17 protein-coding genes are annotated in these 15424 nt (G+C 40.0%); 5 read left to right on the top strand and 12 right to left on the bottom strand.

Translation table 11 applies throughout. From position 1 onward, the window contains the following. Positions 1 to 194 precede the first annotated feature (194 nt). From htpX to BUB71_RS13165, 3 genes are all read right to left on the bottom strand, one after another. Positions 195 to 1088 (bottom strand): zinc metalloprotease HtpX, encoded by an 894-nt coding sequence (gene htpX / locus BUB71_RS13175; RefSeq protein ID WP_073155303.1) that lies wholly within the window; start codon positions 1086 to 1088, stop codon positions 195 to 197. Between the two features lie 296 nt (positions 1089 to 1384). Next, positions 1385 to 1765 carry a hypothetical protein gene (locus BUB71_RS19145; RefSeq protein WP_139279100.1) on the bottom strand — a complete coding sequence of 127 codons (381 nt, stop codon included), beginning with the start codon at positions 1763 to 1765 and terminating at the stop codon, positions 1385 to 1387. Positions 1766 to 2380: 615 nt separating this feature from the next. Beyond that, positions 2381 to 4687, bottom strand: a complete 2307-nt coding sequence (locus tag BUB71_RS13165) for a heavy metal translocating P-type ATPase (protein ID WP_073155301.1) — start codon at positions 4685 to 4687, stop codon at positions 2381 to 2383. Positions 4688 to 4854: 167 nt separating this feature from the next. Here BUB71_RS13165 and BUB71_RS13160 point away from each other — a divergent pair, with 167 nt between their 5' ends. The 5 genes from BUB71_RS13160 to BUB71_RS13140 all read left to right on the top strand — a co-directional run bounded on the left by BUB71_RS13160 (position 4855) and on the right by BUB71_RS13140 (position 8348). Continuing rightward, complete coding sequence (locus tag BUB71_RS13160) at positions 4855 to 5415, top strand: superoxide dismutase family protein (RefSeq protein WP_073155300.1); 561 nt, start codon at positions 4855 to 4857, stop codon at positions 5413 to 5415. Between the two features lie 214 nt (positions 5416 to 5629). Then, positions 5630 to 6088 carry a hypothetical protein gene (locus BUB71_RS13155; protein WP_073155299.1) on the top strand — a complete coding sequence of 153 codons (459 nt, stop codon included), beginning with the start codon at positions 5630 to 5632 and terminating at the stop codon, positions 6086 to 6088. A 355-nt stretch (positions 6089 to 6443) separates the two neighbouring features. Further along, complete coding sequence (locus BUB71_RS20350) at positions 6444 to 6608, top strand: type IV secretory system conjugative DNA transfer family protein (protein ID WP_139279109.1); 165 nt, start codon at positions 6444 to 6446, stop codon at positions 6606 to 6608. 59 nt (positions 6609 to 6667) lie between these two features. Then, on the top strand, positions 6668 to 6973 hold the full coding sequence (locus BUB71_RS13145) for a hypothetical protein (RefSeq protein WP_073155298.1): 306 nt from the start codon (positions 6668 to 6670) through the stop codon (positions 6971 to 6973). Positions 6974 to 6995: 22 nt separating this feature from the next. Then, positions 6996 to 8348, top strand: coding sequence for a type VII secretion protein EssB/YukC (locus BUB71_RS13140; protein ID WP_073155297.1), 1353 nt, complete (start codon positions 6996 to 6998; stop codon positions 8346 to 8348). Between the two features lie 30 nt (positions 8349 to 8378). Here BUB71_RS13140 and BUB71_RS13135 read toward each other — a convergent pair whose 3' ends face one another. The 9 genes from BUB71_RS13135 to BUB71_RS13095 form a co-directional block, all read right to left on the bottom strand. Beyond that, positions 8379 to 10034 (bottom strand): DHA2 family efflux MFS transporter permease subunit, encoded by a 1656-nt coding sequence (locus tag BUB71_RS13135; protein WP_073155296.1) that lies wholly within the window; start codon positions 10032 to 10034, stop codon positions 8379 to 8381. Between the two features lie 36 nt (positions 10035 to 10070). Next, a complete protein-coding gene (locus BUB71_RS13130) occupies positions 10071 to 10706 on the bottom strand; it encodes an HlyD family efflux transporter periplasmic adaptor subunit (protein ID WP_073155295.1) in 636 nt (211 codons plus the stop codon). Positions 10707 to 10728: 22 nt separating this feature from the next. Then, positions 10729 to 11430, bottom strand: a complete 702-nt coding sequence (locus tag BUB71_RS13125) for an HlyD family secretion protein (protein ID WP_073155294.1) — start codon at positions 11428 to 11430, stop codon at positions 10729 to 10731. After that, on the bottom strand, positions 11415 to 11867 hold the full coding sequence (locus BUB71_RS13120; RefSeq protein ID WP_073155293.1) for a MarR family winged helix-turn-helix transcriptional regulator: 453 nt from the start codon (positions 11865 to 11867) through the stop codon (positions 11415 to 11417). Before BUB71_RS13120 ends, BUB71_RS13125 begins: the two co-directional genes overlap by 16 nt. A 145-nt stretch (positions 11868 to 12012) precedes the next feature. Next, positions 12013 to 12258: a carbohydrate-binding protein gene (locus BUB71_RS20345; RefSeq protein WP_422785146.1), complete on the bottom strand. Its 246-nt coding sequence runs from the start codon at positions 12256 to 12258 to the stop codon at positions 12013 to 12015. A 30-nt stretch (positions 12259 to 12288) separates the two neighbouring features. Next, complete coding sequence (locus BUB71_RS13110; RefSeq protein WP_073155292.1) at positions 12289 to 12657, bottom strand: HIT family protein; 369 nt, start codon at positions 12655 to 12657, stop codon at positions 12289 to 12291. 202 nt (positions 12658 to 12859) lie between these two features. Next, a complete protein-coding gene (locus tag BUB71_RS13105; RefSeq protein WP_073155291.1) occupies positions 12860 to 13459 on the bottom strand; it encodes a response regulator transcription factor in 600 nt (199 codons plus the stop codon). 4 nt (positions 13460 to 13463) lie between these two features. Beyond that, positions 13464 to 14573 carry a sensor histidine kinase gene (locus tag BUB71_RS13100; RefSeq protein ID WP_073155290.1) on the bottom strand — a complete coding sequence of 370 codons (1110 nt, stop codon included), beginning with the start codon at positions 14571 to 14573 and terminating at the stop codon, positions 13464 to 13466. Positions 14574 to 14674: 101 nt separating this feature from the next. Beyond that, the gene (locus tag BUB71_RS13095) at positions 14675 to 15412 is read right to left on the bottom strand and encodes an ABC transporter permease (protein ID WP_073155289.1); all 738 of its coding nucleotides are present in this window, start codon (positions 15410 to 15412) and stop codon (positions 14675 to 14677) included. Between the last annotated feature and the right edge of the window lie 12 nt (positions 15413 to 15424).

Genomic DNA, 15424 nt, shown 5'->3' with positions numbered 1-15424 from the left:
TGAGGATAAAATCAATCGTTATTAGAAAAAACAATATCTATCTTCAAGATTTAACTTCTGATCGATGTAGACCGCAATATAGGTTTGTCTTCAATTCAAAATCAACTGAAGAATTGCGTACAAATTCATTTTTTTAAAGTCATACAATCTGATTATACTGTTCTATTTTATCGCTTGGCAAGCGACCATATCTTTTATCTATTGTGATACAGGGCTTCCAATCTGGCTACACGTTCTTCAACTGGTGGATGAGTGGAAAATAAAGCTGCAAGTTGTTTTTTTAATGGATCAGCAAAATAGAGCGACGCAGATGAAGGATTAGCAGCTTGTACAGGTATTGGGATACCAGAGATTTTCCGCAAAGCGGAAGCGAGCGCAAGTGGGTTTTGACACAGTGCTGCCCCTGAAGCATCGGCTAAGTATTCACGATTTCGAGAGATAGCAAGGCGAATGTAGGTAGCAATCAAAGGGGCTAAAAATAACATCAGGAGTGAAATAATAAGTGTAAGCGGATTTTGGCGCTCATCATCTCGGTGTCCCCCGCTAAAGATTAGGAACTGGCTTCCTAGATTACTTAATAGGGCAACAGCCGAAACAAGCGAGATGGCGATGGTAGCAAGACGAACATCATAATTTTTTATATGGGCTATTTCATGAGCAAGTACGCCTTCCACTTCATCTTGATCAAGTAAATGCAGCAGACCTGTTGTCATAGCAACAGCGCCTTTTTGCGGTGATAAACCAGTCGCAAAAGCATTGGGGCTATTATCTTCAATAATATAGATTTTGGGCATCGGTATTTCTGCACGATTCGCTAATCGTTGAATCATTTGCCAAAGATAGGGGTGCTGCTCAGGATGGTCAATTTCAGTTGCATGATTCATCGCCATCACCATACGTGTACTGGAGGCAATCATAATTCCTGTATAGATCAGCCCGATCACGCATGCGATAATAAATCCAGACACCCAATTTTCTGATCGTAGATAAGTAATAGTCGAGCCAATGAATAGTACAAAAGCGATAAAGATAGCAACAAGTAAGATGGTTTTTTGTTTATTAGTTTGAATTTGTTGTTTAAATGGCATATCATTCCCTACCTCTTAGCAAATTTCAGTCTTTGATAGGATATGCGTTTTTTATGCAGATTATCGAAGATGATGGAAGCCGTAGCCATTAGAGTAGCAAGGGGATAAAAAACATGTTTCTACTTATAGCTTATCAGATATAAAAGAGTATATAATTGACAAATCGAAGAAATATATACATATATCGAAGGAGATTTTCAGATTCAGCTTTTCTAATCAATCGATCTACATATCAAAACCACCTTCCCAAGGTTCCACACCAAGGGAAGGTGGTTTTGATTTAAAGGTTGTACAGATTAGCCCTCGTTATCACTCTTGACTGGCTTGTCACCGTGGTGTCGTGGCTCGATGATGAGACCGTTCTTCGTTCGGACGAGGATGTGGATTTGATCAGGGGTCATCCACACGCCCTGAAGGTACTGAAGAGGGCTGCGGGTGAACAGCTTGACGAGCTGGTTGAGCGGGCTGAACAACTTAATCAGCCAGGCGCTCGGCTGCATCTCCCCAGCCATCCAGCCGTAGATCGGGAACATGCACAGCTTCGCGCAATGAGTCGCGGGGTCGAGCAGCATAGCTCGGTTGACGAGATATGAAGTCCCATGTGTTGGAGTGAGCCCAACATAGCACTCGTCTATGACGTGTTTTCCATCGAGAGGAAGCTGAATTTGTGTAATCAATGTTTCTCCGTTAGATGACCCTTGGTTTTTGGGTATGAACATGCTCCAGCATTGGAATTCGTCTGGTTTTGCTCCCTTCCAGATGAACGATAGCTGTATGTAATAACAGAATAGCATTTTGAACAATCTAAATCTATCGAATGCAGGCTTATTATTTTACTTAGCCCGGGACCCTAGGGAGCGGAAAGCTCCCCATGTCCAATTGATGTGGGATGATTACCATTGACAATGCTCTCTTCTGTGCTCTCTTCTGTGTATCTTGACGGTGTGATTGCCGAATACGGTGACGAAACGAACGCATCTTAGGCATTCCAATGGAACAGCAGCAAAGGCAAAACGTCTACGGCTTCTTTTGCATTTTACAATGAGTAGTTCTCCTTCTCGAATATGAAGTCTCACTATTCTTCGACGATGGCGATGGCGAAATCCGCAGTGAACTCTTCTGGTTTCTCCAGGACAAATTCTATGAATATGAATGGAAGGACCAAAGTGAACGATCCGACGATGTCTTCTAGATTCCCAGCCCACGTTTATCACCTCCCTCAAACTTATCTTATGCGAGGGAGTAGAACCTGGCTCGGCAGTTGACCATTGATGCAAATTGATTAACGAAATCTATGGGTGGGTGTTTATTTTTAACACTTGATGATATGCATAAAACGCTAGTATAGCAAAGCTGGTGACCATAACTGCACCCGCCATCTCCGGTGGTAGAAAGCCCATTGTAGCAAGTGGAATAAAGATCAGATGATAAGCACCTACCCAGAAACGATTCATTTTCACCTTGCGAAATGTTTGACGACTGCTCTCTAAAGCAGCAGCAACTTGATGCAAATGACGCTCTATAATTTGTAACTGTCCGTAAGAAGGGTAAATAGAAGCCCCGCTATCAAGTTGAATTTGCATTGCTGTAGTCGAATACGGAACTGGATCAGTAGCAGTATGTATCACTGCTACTTTTCGGCCTTGTTGCTGAAGACGCTTGATCTCAGCTTCTTTGCCACTGCATAGTGCATCTGCCAAGACATAACGAATGCCTGCTGTTTGTGCAATCATATTTGCTGTACGACGACTATCACCTGTCATTAATTGAATCGCAATCCCCATTTTTCGCAGACGACGGATCGCGTGAACCGCTCCTTCACGAAATGGGTCTAGAAAAGTAAGGATACCAGCGATTCGGTGATCGATGGCAATTAAGATTGTCGTTTTCCCCTCTGCTTCTAGCATCCGGAGCTGATCTTCAATCGCTTCGGTGTTGATGCTTTGTTGTTTTAACAGTTTGCGGTTGCCCACAGTGACCGTTTTTCCTTCTACTCGTCCATGAACCCCATACCCAGGTAACTTTGTATATTGATCAACACTCGTAAGCTGAATCTGACGCTCTTCAACGGCGGATACAATGGCATGGGCAAGCGGATGATCGATTTGCTTTTCTAATGAACCAACAAAACGTAGCAGTTGGTATTCAGATTGTCCAGAGTAGAGGATAATATCGACAAGCTCAGGCTTTCCAGCAGTTAGAACCCCGGTTTTTTCTAGTAGAATGGTGTCGATTTCATATGCTTGTTCGTATTGTTCACAGCTTGAGAAAATGATGCCATGCTGAGCTGCTTTGCCGAGTCCTAGGATGATCATGATGGGGGTGGCGATTTGGTAGATACATGGGCAAGAGATGACAAGCACTGCGATAGCTGCTTCCAGTGAGGGGACAAAGTGCTTGAATAACCCAATTATGAGTGTGAGTAATGAGATCGCCAGAATGGTCGGTCCAGAATAGGTTGAAACACGTTGGGCCATTTTTTGCATAGATGATTCTACTTGAAGTGCAGAGCGAACGGCCTGAATAATTTTGGCTAAAATCGTATCTTGATCAATCGATTGCACACAAATTGTTAGTTGTCCATGTCCATTTAATGTACCTGCTATCACGCGATCCCCTGGTTTTAGGGATCTGTTTTCTTTGCGTCCCATAATCATCGATTCATCTACCATCGATTCTCCGATGATCACTTCTCCATCAGTTGGAATCCTCTCACCTGGATTTACAAGTAAATGATCACCAACCACTACTTGTTCCAAAGGAACTGTTTGTTCATCTTCACCCTTAATTCGTGTAACTTGAGCTATCTGTAAATCGATTAGCTGCCGAATCGGATCAATCTGATGTATTTCTATTTTTTTCTCTAACCATTTACTGACCAGAAAAAGCGTGATCAAAAGTGCGCTTGTTTCAAAATGAGGGTCTGGTTCTTGCCTTGGAAATAGAAGGGTAATCAGACTATATAAATAAGCGCATGAAGTCCCCAACATGATTAAGACATCTATATTGATTTGGCGATTTTGTAGTGAATTCCATGCTTTTCTATAATAAGGCGAGCCCCAAAAGAATTGTAGTGGAGTTGCGAGTAGCAATTGGAACCACGGATTTGTAAATAATGTCGGTATGTAGAAGAAGGAAAAGATTGATATTTCACTTAACAATGACCATAGAAGCGGAATGGTCAGCATAATCGCTATCCAAGTTTTATCCAGTGAAGGAGTAGCAGGAAATTCCCATTGTTTGGTGGGGGGGCATAGCTCACATACTGATCCATCTTGAATAGACGTTGAAGCTGCGATTGTTGCGGCAACTTCTTCAACAGGGATGTTTGGTTCGGCTGTAAAATCGCTATCTAACTGAGCGGGAACAGGCTTTAAATGGGGTTGGTCTAAAATAACCGATAAACCTAATTTTTCAATTGCCTCTTGCAGTCGATAGGGGCCTGTTAATTCAGGCTCATATATGGCTTGGACAAATTGTTTTTCAACATTAACATTGGCTTCGATCAGTCCAGGCAGTTGGTACAATGCGGTTTCTATCTTTTTCATAGCTGTCTCCTCATTCATTCCTACTATTTGTAGTTTGACTTGTTCCGACATGTAACCACACCTCTTTTTCCTGAAAATTGAGTAATATCATAATTTTTCAATGATTAATTGTCCATTCCTGCTAAGTTCGTACATTTTTTGATCATGATATATTATTAATTTTCAGATTACATATGATATACTTTTATAAAACAAATGTGCTAAGGAGGAGGTTTCTGATGAGCCGAGTATTACTACTTTTTATGATCATGGTAACAGTGTTAGCAGGATGTATGTCATTAGATAAAGCGGCTACGGGATCGAAGCAACCGCAAAAGGTAAAAAATGAGCCACAACGAGCAACAGCAAAATTAATCGATCAAACAGGTAAAAGTGTGGGGACTGCTTCATTTGAAGAAGTACAAAATGGGGTGAAAATGGAGTTAGCCGTTACCAATATTGCCCCAGGTCAACATGGATTACATATTCATGAAGTAGGCAAATGTACCTTGCCCGACTTTCAATCAGCCAAAAAGCATTTTAACCCAACTCATAAAGAACATGGTGAGAAGAATCCAAAAGGAAAACATATGGGTGACATGTTAAACCTAACAGTCGACTCAACAGGAAAGGCAAATGCGAGTCTAGTCCTAGCAGGGGTAACATTACAAAAAGGTCAAGCACATTCATTATTCCATTTTGGTGGAACATCGATTGTCATTCATGAAAAGATAGATGACTACAAAACGGACCCAAGTGGAGACTCAGGAAAACGAATTGCATGTGGTGTAATTCAATAAAAATCGAAAGGAACCCAAATCGGGTTCCTCATTTATGCGCATTAGTATTGGTAGCTCGCTAAATTTCGACTATAATTAAGTGAGTAAATAGAGTGAATAGGCTGTTAATAGGAAGGGATTTCTCATCGTTCAGCAGAGTAGAGAGATAGATCAGGCGGCGAAGGGAATTATTGAATTTTTTATTGATCTTCTATTAAGGATTTATGAGCAAGAAATGAAGAAACGAGAGTTAGCTGAATATGCGGAACGTGCGCGTGATGAGATGATCAAAAGAATTGAGATTCAAATGACAAAGGAGGTTAGGGAGCAGTTACCCACGCCTGACATTCAGCCAAAGGAAATGAAAGACCCAATGGGATTAGTTGAACGGCAAGACCCAAATCAAAGCAACCCATCGTTTTCATCTTTTCAAGAAGTGCGGGATGGAAAACTGGTCTTTCAAGATCCCAATACTTTAGAGGAAAAATCTGTTTCTTATCGACAAATGCCATTACTAGAATCGACAAAAGGGAAGTTCCATGCATTAGAATTTCTTCGCCAGATCGAGACAAAGGAATTGATCAAGACCGTGGCTTTGGGTGTGAGGACGGCTGAGAAGAATTGTGGATCAATTGGCATAGAATTATTTGGAAGGTTATGGCAAAAGGTAGTCGATGCTAACCGTTCCTTCTAGGCGCCTATCATCAAAAGATTGATCCCTTTTCTTTTTTCTATCAGCAACTTGCTAAGTCTTCTCAGGTGCTGCAAAACAATCATCATTTGTAAAGAGGCAAATTGTTTTAACAATCATCGCTCTATTTTTTGGAATTTGGTTATATAATAAATTAAAAGGGAAAAATTTCAATGAAGCAGCTATCTATGGTGCTTATGAAACTGCGCGTTTTGCTGAAGCAAAAGAGATTTTTAATGATCAAGCCTTTGCCCGAAATACATGGAATCGCAGCAGTAATGAGAATCTCAAAAATCCATCGAGTTTGATATCAGGAGTATATAAAAATAAACCAGTGATTCTTTCGGAGTAGACAAAGATACCGAATCGAAATGTATTTATAGTTGGATCGCCAGGATCAGGGAAAACGAAGTCTTATATTTTAACGAATATGATTCATGAACAAGAGCGTTCAATTGTTGTAACTGATCCAAAAGGGAGATTGTACCAGTTATTTACCGGATTTGAATCAAATTTTTACTGAACATGAGGTTCCAAATTCACATTTGGCTGTAAAAATGATTTATCAGTAGAGGCGATTATATGAAACATCATGATAAAGGACCCATCGATGTGCAGTTTCTTGAAGAGACAAGGACAGATCATCGAGGTCTCCCAGAATACCAAAAGTTGCAAATGATCATGCAACGGGTAAACGTCAAAAAACCAGTAATCGTGAAAAAATGGATTTTACCATTGATTGGATTTATCCTGATTACGATTATGATTATTGGTAAGATAGGTGAAGGGTCGAAATCCGATCAAATAACAAGCGAAGAACTCATTCAGATGATTCATCATACAAAGGGGTTGGATGAAGAGCCGGTATCAGGTCTATTTGATCCATGATCGAAGAAGAAGGGTGATTGATATGAAAAAAATATCGTTTAATCAAGGAACATTAGCAATTGACGAAAACCAAATCTTCTTTGAGTTGCCAGCACGGGAGCTGATGATCGATACCCCAAAAGAGCTTGATCCCATCTTTCAGTTACCAGATCTCAGTTTTTCTTGCCAAGTAAACCGATCTGATGATCGAGAGAGTTTCTTTTTCTTATATCAAATTGAACCAGGCTTTTTACCCTTTCAACAAGGAAGAACAATGGATCGGCCGGTAAAATTGGCAATTGTAGATCAATTGGTGCGTATTGCATATTATTTTGAGACACAGACTCAGTTGGTAACCGTCTTTCACCCTTTGAATTTCTTTGTTGATGCGCAAGGTAGAGTAAAGTTGCTCTACCGTGGTGTAAAAGGTCTTATGCCTGCCGATGGTTATGAACAAGAACCGATTATCGATCAAGTGCGCCGGCTGTTGCTCTTGCTATTTTCGGAAGCACGCTTTGATGAAATTCGTCTAAATGGAAATAAGCAGGCTTATCAACAAGCATTAGCTGGGGAACGTCCATTGATCAAAAAGTGGATGGAGGCAACTGATTTAAATGAATTACTCTCCATTATTCAGCAAGAAAGACAATCAGTGGCAGTGGAGCAGAAAGCATCAGTATTGGAGAAGGTAGAACAGAAAACAACCCCGCCTATCGTGAAGAAGCCTGCTTTCCTAGCTTTAACTGATTCAGGAAAAAAGGGAGATCAGTTACCATTGTTGCCTGGGAGACGACAACGCTTAATAGATTGGTTTAAAGCGTTACGTCGTCATAAACTGCTTTATATATTATCTTTGTTAACAATCGGTTCTTTATTATTCTTAACCATCATCTATCTGATGATCCAAAATTCTTTTCAGCCTCTATCCTTTGCTGGCAGCCAGAGTAGTCCAGCTTTAGCAGGGTTACGCTATGCGGCTATCCAAGATTTTACAAATGCCTCAAAGGAATTTGCCAAGATTGATTTTAAGAAGTTAGATCGTGAAGATCAGAAAGCGGTAATCTTTACTTATCTACGCGCTGGACAATATGAACGAGTACTCAGCTTAGATCGAAACTACATGGATGTTGTGGTTGCCTATTTGGAGCGAACGAATCAGAAAGCGAAATTACTTAACATCTCAAGTGATCTACCCGAGGTGCGCTTTGAGCAAGCAGGTTTGTCCGATGATGTACAAACAATGATGTCATTGCGCAAAAAAATAAAAATGGATCGCCGTCGACATCAGATGATTATTAATGCATTTATAGAGAAACATGATGAAGAAGGTGCAAAAAAATATGCGGCTAGCTTAGGGCTCGATCCAGAAGGCGACTTAGTTTTACCAGAAAAATAAACGAAAACCCCCAATAAAGGGGGCTATTTTTTATGCTGATGGAATGGGTTGTGCTTGTTCTTTTGGTACAGGTTCAGATGATGCAGGTTCTTCTACAACTTCTGCTGAGTCTGGTGAAGGTTGATTTGGCTCTTTTACAGCCAGCTCAGGCTTCTTATCTCGACGGACATCGCGTAAGAAGAAGCTGAGAATAAAGCCGACTAGAGCGAAAGCAGTTGCCCAGTAAAAAGCGTCATTAATTCCCGAAACAGCAGATGATTGACCAACGCGGCCACCCAACAATGCCGTAGCTAATTGTTGGCTTGTTCCAGGAGGTGTTCCAGTGACGGCAGCAAGACCATTGCTCAACGTTTGAAACATCTGTTGGAACAGTGGATCGAATAGGTTGGTTTGTTCTTTTAAATGAGCGAGATGGAAATCTGTGCGTATTGTAAAGATCGTGGTGAAAAGGCTAATCCCAATAGAGCCACCCACTTGACGCATCGTGTTAGACATTGCTGTTCCATGTGAGTTCTCTTCACGCGGAAGCTGGTTCAGCCCAGCAGTCATAATCGGCATCATCAACAAGGACATACCGAGCGAACGAATAATATTGATTGTCAAAATGTAGTTATAACTTGTATCTAATGTTAGATGGGTAAATTCCCATGTTGTGACGGTCGTAATCGCCATCCCTACAACGGCAAGCCATCGTGGACCTATTTTGTCAAAAAGATAGCCAGAGACTGGTGACATGATTCCCATCACAATTGCACCAGGAAGCATTAATAAACCTGATTCAAGCGGTGAAAAACCTCTTAGGTTTTGGAGATAGATTGGCAGTAGAAACATGCCTGAGAACATTGCAATGGTGACAATCATGCTGATTAATGTTGATAATGAGAACATGTCATATTTAAAGATGCGAAAGTTAAGGATCGGATTTTTAGCACGTAACTGCTGATAGATAAAGATTAATATCGCGATCAACCCAGCATAGATACAGCTAAGTACAATTGGGTCTGTCCAACCATCTGTACCTGCTTGGCTCAATCCATAAATAAAAAGACCAAAGCCTAGGGTTGAGAGAAGTGAGCCAAGAAAACTAAATTGAGGATTACTTTTCTCTTTTACTTCTTTCATTAAAATCGTAGCAATGATAAGAATGATGATGGATAATGGCACAATCCCATTGAATAGAAGGCGCCAGCTATAATGTTCCATTACCCATCCTGAAAGTGTTGGTCCAATCGCAGGAGCAAACATAATTCCTAATCCAACGATCCCCATTCCTTTTCCTCGTTTTTCAGGGGGAAAGATATAGAGAATGATCGTCATACACAGAGGCATCAAAATTCCAGCACCGATTGCTTGAATTAATCGTCCTGTAAGTAAGATGGGGAAAGTCATGGCAATACCACAAATGAATGAGCCAATTGTAAAGAACAACATGGAACCAATAAAGAGATTGCGGGTTCCAAAACGTTCAATTAAGTAGGCGGACATCGGTACCAAGACACCATTAATCAGCATATAGCCGGTCATTAACCACTGAGCAGTGGTAGCTGTTACTTGAAATTCGTTGATAAAATGAGGGATTGCGACACTGAGCAACGTCTGGTTTAAAACTGCCAGAAACATACCAGACATGATGACAATAATCAACGGAATATGCTGGCGTATGCCGTTGCCTTCTTCAGTAGGCACTTTTGTCCCCTCCCTTTCTAAACTAAAGTAGTTAAATTATTTATGAATCCAGATTGTTGCATTCATTCCAGGTACAATCTCTTCTGGATAAGAGTCTAATTCTATTTTTACAGGTATTCTTTGTACAACCTTTGTATAGGTTCCACTTGACTGATCAGCAGGCAATAAGGAGAAGACAGAATTGGTTGTTTGTCCAATCTCTTTTACTTTGCCTTTAATCTTGCTGTTTGAGGTAGCATCTACTTGAATATCAACATCTTGGTCAATATTTACATCTTCTAATGAAGTCTCTTCAATATTTGCTAATACATAGAGCTTGTTCCGATCTACCATCTGTGCAATGGGTTGACCAGGTGCCACTAATTGTTCGTTATTGGTTTTGTTTTGTACAATGGTTCCATCAATCGGTGCTGTAATATCTTTTGTTCCAGTTGGAAGTGCGACTTTACCTATTACATCGCCTTTTTTAAAAGTCTTTCCTACGGTTCCTTGCCAGTCCGTAATTTTACCCGCTGTATCAGTTGTTACAGGCATCAAATCACCGGTAATTTTCGCGTCATCCGTTTTAACATAGTTGGCTGCTTCCGAATAGTAGGCATAGCCACCAATGGCGATTGCAGCAATCACAATAAAGATGACTGTATTGATTAATATCATTCGTTTCGTACTCATCGTTTCCCACTACCTCCGTACATTATTTGTGAATTTTCACAGATGCATTGAGTCCAATAACCGGATATTTAACAGAGAAATGGTCGATTTCAATTTTCACTGGAACGCGTTCCATTTCTTTTTTATCTGTGCTTGTGCTAAGAATTGCACTGCTTTGTGCAAACTTACCAGCAGTGCTTCCGATTTCTGCCACTTTACCACTAAAGGTTTGATCCTTGTATGCGTCAAACGTGATGTCAACATCTTTGTCAACAGCAACATTGTGAATTTGATCTTCGTCAACATATGCCAAGACATAAACTTTGGATAGATCAGCTACAACAGCCAATGGTTGACCTTGAGTTACCGACTGTCCAGCTTGGAGACGATTCTGAATCACAGTACCAGCAATAGGTGAGACAATATCACTAGCGGAAGCAGTTGGTTGCTTCGTTTGAGCTGTTTGACCAGTTGGATTGGTTCCTGCTGTCAATGGTTGCTCAGAGCCTAATTTTTGATTTTTCTGTAAAGAGGTTCCCTGTTGAATGTCCCAAGTAGCTAGCTTGCTGTTCTGTTTAGCGGAAATGGTCACTTGATCGACAGTTAATTTTGCATTATCGGTCTGTATATAGAGTGAAGATTGATTGTACATGTAAAGAGCAACGCCGACCCCGATCAGAACCAGTAAAACAATGACACTGATTGCCCAAGGAAAGCGTCTATTCTTTTCTACTGTTTGTTCCATTTCTTTAGCCCTTCTTCCAAAGATTGTGTGAAACGTTTGAGGTGGTGAGTCAGGTTAATGATTTCCTCAGTGGACATGCTCTCGGTGTATTTGCGGAAAAATTTCCCTTCGGCAGGAAGGTCACTCTTTAGTTCCTGAGCTTTTTGCGTTAATTCAATTTGTACAATCCGACGATCTTTTCCATCTCGTTGGCGTACAACAAGTCCCATTCGCTCCATCCGATCAATCATTCCGCTCAAGGAACTCATCGAGGAGTCCAGTTCACGGCTTAGCTCGACTTGTGATTGTTTTCCTTTTTCATACAGAATTTTTAATACACGTGCTTGTGGAACAGTTAACCCTACTTTTTTAAGCTCAAGCTGAAATATTTGGTGCATCACTTTTCCACTATGTCTTAGTGCTTGGAATAACTCGTGAACCTGGTCCTGGCTTAACATTTTTCACACCCCAAAACATTTAGATGATAATGTTTCATATACGAACCATTCATATGATAACCGTAAGCAGGAGAAATATCAATACCCGAATGATTAATTTTATGAAATAAATAGTGACATTTTTGTGCAAAATAAAAACCATATCCTATGCGGATTGGTTTTTAATGTAATTTGAACCAAGGGTTTCCGTTCTACTCTTGGGTTTGGGGGCTTGATTTACATTCCACCATTTCGCTACATAGGTTCTTCCTTTATATGTAACCATGTCACATGATTGATATGTAGCATTTGCTTGCCATTGATTGGAATGTGTAGTTGGATTACGGTGCGTTTCGTGATTGGTTGTTGTTGGAGATTTTTTACTGGTAGAGCTTGTATTTTTTTGGTGGATTGTGTTTTGTCCTTGTGCGACTCTTTGAATTTAAGGATATAGCCGTTTGTCAGGGATCACTCCGCGAACACCACCTAATGGATTCTCTAGGTCACCCACATAGCGAGGAATGAGATGAACATGAGTGTGAGGGACACTCTGTCCAGCAGCCTGACCACAGTTGATTCCAATATTAAAACCATCGGGTTGATATTCATCGATTAACTTTTCTTTCGCTGCATCCAATAATTGTTCAATTGCAAACTTTTCTCTAATTGTTAAAGAAAAATAATCAGCAACGTGTCGTTTTGCAATAATTAAAATATGACCTTTACTCACAGGATATTGATCAAAAATCGCAAATGCATGGTTATTTTCTAAAATCTTATCTGTGTGCTTACAAAAGATACAATCTTCCATTTGCTACTTGAACCTCCCGCCTTGAATGGAGAGGATTCTCTTTTGCCTACCCCAAACTTTTAACATGAATCTCTCCACGCCATCAAACTACTTCGGTTTAATTTTAATAAAAATAAAATGCAACTCTAGCTACCGATTATACGCCATGTTGTTTATTTTTGAAACTTAATGTCTCAATTGGTCAATTTTTGTATTCATCCAGCTATATCCATCCCTTTTCTTCTGCAACAGTAATTGCTTCAATTCGATTTTTAACCTCCAATTTTTGGAGAATTTCTGAGATGTAGTTACGAACAGTTCCATTGGATAAATATAAATGTTGGGCGATCTCTTTTACAGTTTCGCCTTTTGATATCCGTTGCAAAATCTCTTGTTCACGCTCTGTTAAAGGATTTTCTTCTTCCCAAAAAGAGAAGGAGAGTTCTGGACTGATGATTCTTGCCCCTTGATCAATTTTTCGAAGTGAATCAGCTAATTGAGTGATCGGTAAATCTTTAAGAAGATAACCTTTCACCCCAGCCTTCATTGCCCGTTGAAGATATCCGGTGCGAGCAAATGTTGTGACAATGACCACTTTACAGGGATGATGTTTTTTCTTTAGCTGCTTAGCCACCTCTAATCCAGTCATCTTCGGCATTTCAATATCTAGAATACAGAGATCGGGATTTAACTGAGTGATTTGCTCTAAAGCCTTGTAACCGTCTTCTGCTTTTCCGATAACCTCAATATCTTCTTCTAACTCTAACAAAGCGCTTAAAGCGTCACGTAACATGCCTTGATCTTCCGCGATAAAGATTTTCATGTGTTTATTCCTTTCGATCTTGATGGTGTTTGATTCTAGGAACCGTAATTTGAAGTTGGGTTCCTCTCTTGCTAGGGATAAAATCAACTTTCCCTTCGATGATTGCTAATCGTTCTTTCATTCCTCGGATTCCATTTGTTTTCAATTGATCAATATTTGCTAAGCTGATTCCGATCCCATTATCGATTAGCATCATTCGCCATTCTCCTGGATGTTCTTTAAGTTTAAATTGACAAGCTTTTGCCTGGCTATGCTTCACCACATTTGTAGCGGCTTCCCGTAAGCACATGCCTAAAATATTTTGGATCAATGGTGGAATGGAAAGAGTATGAATGTCTGAATCACTCTCTAAGGTGATTTTTGCGGTTGCTAAAAGCTTTTTTGCGCGGATCAGTTCATCAGCAATTGTGGTCATATTCATATCAGAGACCAACAGTCGAACCTGTTGTAAGGCGTTTCTAGATGTTGTTTGAATCTCTTGCAATTCTTGAATCGCTTTTTCTATCTTATTCTTTTCTATCAAGCGTTCCGCTAGCTCGCTTTTTAGAGTGAGTAAAGAGAGCGTATGTCCAAGTGTATCATGGAGATCGCGAGAAATTCTTTCCCTTTCTTCGTTTTTTACTAGCTTGGCGATCTCCTCATTAGCAAGTGATAATTTTTCTTTTAATTCTTTTGAACGTCTGCCCATAAAAGAGAGAACTGGAAGGGAAAGCACAAAAATCATCCAAGGAATATTTGAGAGGAGCCAATCTATATTTTGCAGATGACTGCTTCCATGCCATATAGTTGTGATTAAAATAACAAATAAAAATGCCAGTAATGTAATCAGCTGCTTGATTTTTTTTAATGTCCCAATCAAAATCACAAGATAGAAACTAAGGAACCAAGCATTGGAATGAGAATAAAAAATACAGATGATAATGATAACCATCAGGGCTAGTGTACAATAAAATTGATATTTGTCATGAATTAATCCTAATGCATAAATAAGCGAAAATATGAGTAATAGCGAAAGATTGATCCAACGATTCGGTCCTTGTTCATGGAATAGATCGTAAAAGTATGCGAGTAAAAAAGTTAGCCAAATGATATGAATTGCTTTTTTGTTTTTCATTATCTTTGTCGACAGGTCTGTTGGGCTTTACTAAGCCTATTCCTGTTGTAACTCCTTTAAGAATGATAGAAACTCACCATCAAAGATGATGAGTGAGGCTTTTATATAGCTTCTTGCCTTTTAATAATAAAGGTTGCCAATCCAATAAAGATGATTGCATATCCAGCTAAAATCCATACTGCTTGTAAATGTGGAGAATGTCCTGCGATTAAATCCCAAGCTCCTTGACCAAGGCGATAAGTAGGGCTCCAGATTGCATACTTTTGTAGCCAGTGGGGCAAGGTTTGAATTGGCATCAACAATCCACCGAGGAGAGAGAGTAACATCATGGTCAGGCTAGAGATGATTTGGACAATTTCAACGATCCGAATTGTACCAATTAGAATTCCTAAGGTCATAAAAGGGATTGTGGCGAGTAGAATCCACACTGTGCATGAAATCCACTGCCATAATGATAATTCGACCCCTTGTGTAAAGGCTCCAATTAAGAATAGGAATACTAGAGAGCTTAAATTAATGATAAACTGACTCACTATTTTAGCAGATAAGTAGTATGAATTTGGTAGCGGGGTCATCTTTAATAGCCGAGTCCATCCCTGTTTTCGTTCATCAGCGAATTGAACGGATAGTGTATTAACGCTCGTCATAACCAGTCCAAAACAGGCAATCGCCATTAATAGATATGTTGAAATATCAGCGCCATTGAACTTTCCAGTTCCATGGGATTGATCATAGACAAAGTATAGAATAGTGGGTAGCAATAGAGATGTAAACCAAGTCTTTTTTCTACGAAGCAAACGGATAAATTCAGCTTTACATTGGGCAAAAAACATGCTCATTTTCATCTTCCT

This window comes from Seinonella peptonophila, from assembly GCF_900129355.1.
GTDB classification, from domain to species: Bacteria; Bacillota; Bacilli; order Thermoactinomycetales; family Thermoactinomycetaceae; genus Seinonella; species Seinonella peptonophila.
This window is presented reverse-complemented; position numbering and strand designations above follow the sequence as displayed.

Coding starts and splice junctions, on each gene's coding strand:
- BUB71_RS13130 (WP_073155295.1), bottom strand. CDS start 10,706: ATGAGTACGAAACGAATGATATTAATCAATACAGTCATCTTTATTGTG.
- BUB71_RS13145 (WP_073155298.1), top strand. CDS start 6,668: ATGAAACATCATGATAAAGGACCCATCGATGTGCAGTTTCTTGAAGAG.
- BUB71_RS13165 (WP_073155301.1), bottom strand. CDS start 4,687: ATGTCGGAACAAGTCAAACTACAAATAGTAGGAATGAATGAGGAGACA.
- BUB71_RS13125 (WP_073155294.1), bottom strand. CDS start 11,430: ATGGAACAAACAGTAGAAAAGAATAGACGCTTTCCTTGGGCAATCAGT.
- htpX (WP_073155303.1), bottom strand. CDS start 1,088: ATGCCATTTAAACAACAAATTCAAACTAATAAACAAAAAACCATCTTA.
- BUB71_RS13100 (WP_073155290.1), bottom strand. CDS start 14,573: ATGAAAAACAAAAAAGCAATTCATATCATTTGGCTAACTTTTTTACTC.
- BUB71_RS13140 (WP_073155297.1), top strand. CDS start 6,996: ATGAAAAAAATATCGTTTAATCAAGGAACATTAGCAATTGACGAAAAC.
- BUB71_RS13110 (WP_073155292.1), bottom strand. CDS start 12,657: ATGGAAGATTGTATCTTTTGTAAGCACACAGATAAGATTTTAGAAAAT.
- BUB71_RS13160 (WP_073155300.1), top strand. CDS start 4,855: ATGAGCCGAGTATTACTACTTTTTATGATCATGGTAACAGTGTTAGCA.
- BUB71_RS13155 (WP_073155299.1), top strand. CDS start 5,630: ATGAAGAAACGAGAGTTAGCTGAATATGCGGAACGTGCGCGTGATGAG.
- BUB71_RS13105 (WP_073155291.1), bottom strand. CDS start 13,459: ATGAAAATCTTTATCGCGGAAGATCAAGGCATGTTACGTGACGCTTTA.
- BUB71_RS13120 (WP_073155293.1), bottom strand. CDS start 11,867: ATGTTAAGCCAGGACCAGGTTCACGAGTTATTCCAAGCACTAAGACAT.
- BUB71_RS13095 (WP_073155289.1), bottom strand. CDS start 15,412: ATGAGCATGTTTTTTGCCCAATGTAAAGCTGAATTTATCCGTTTGCTT.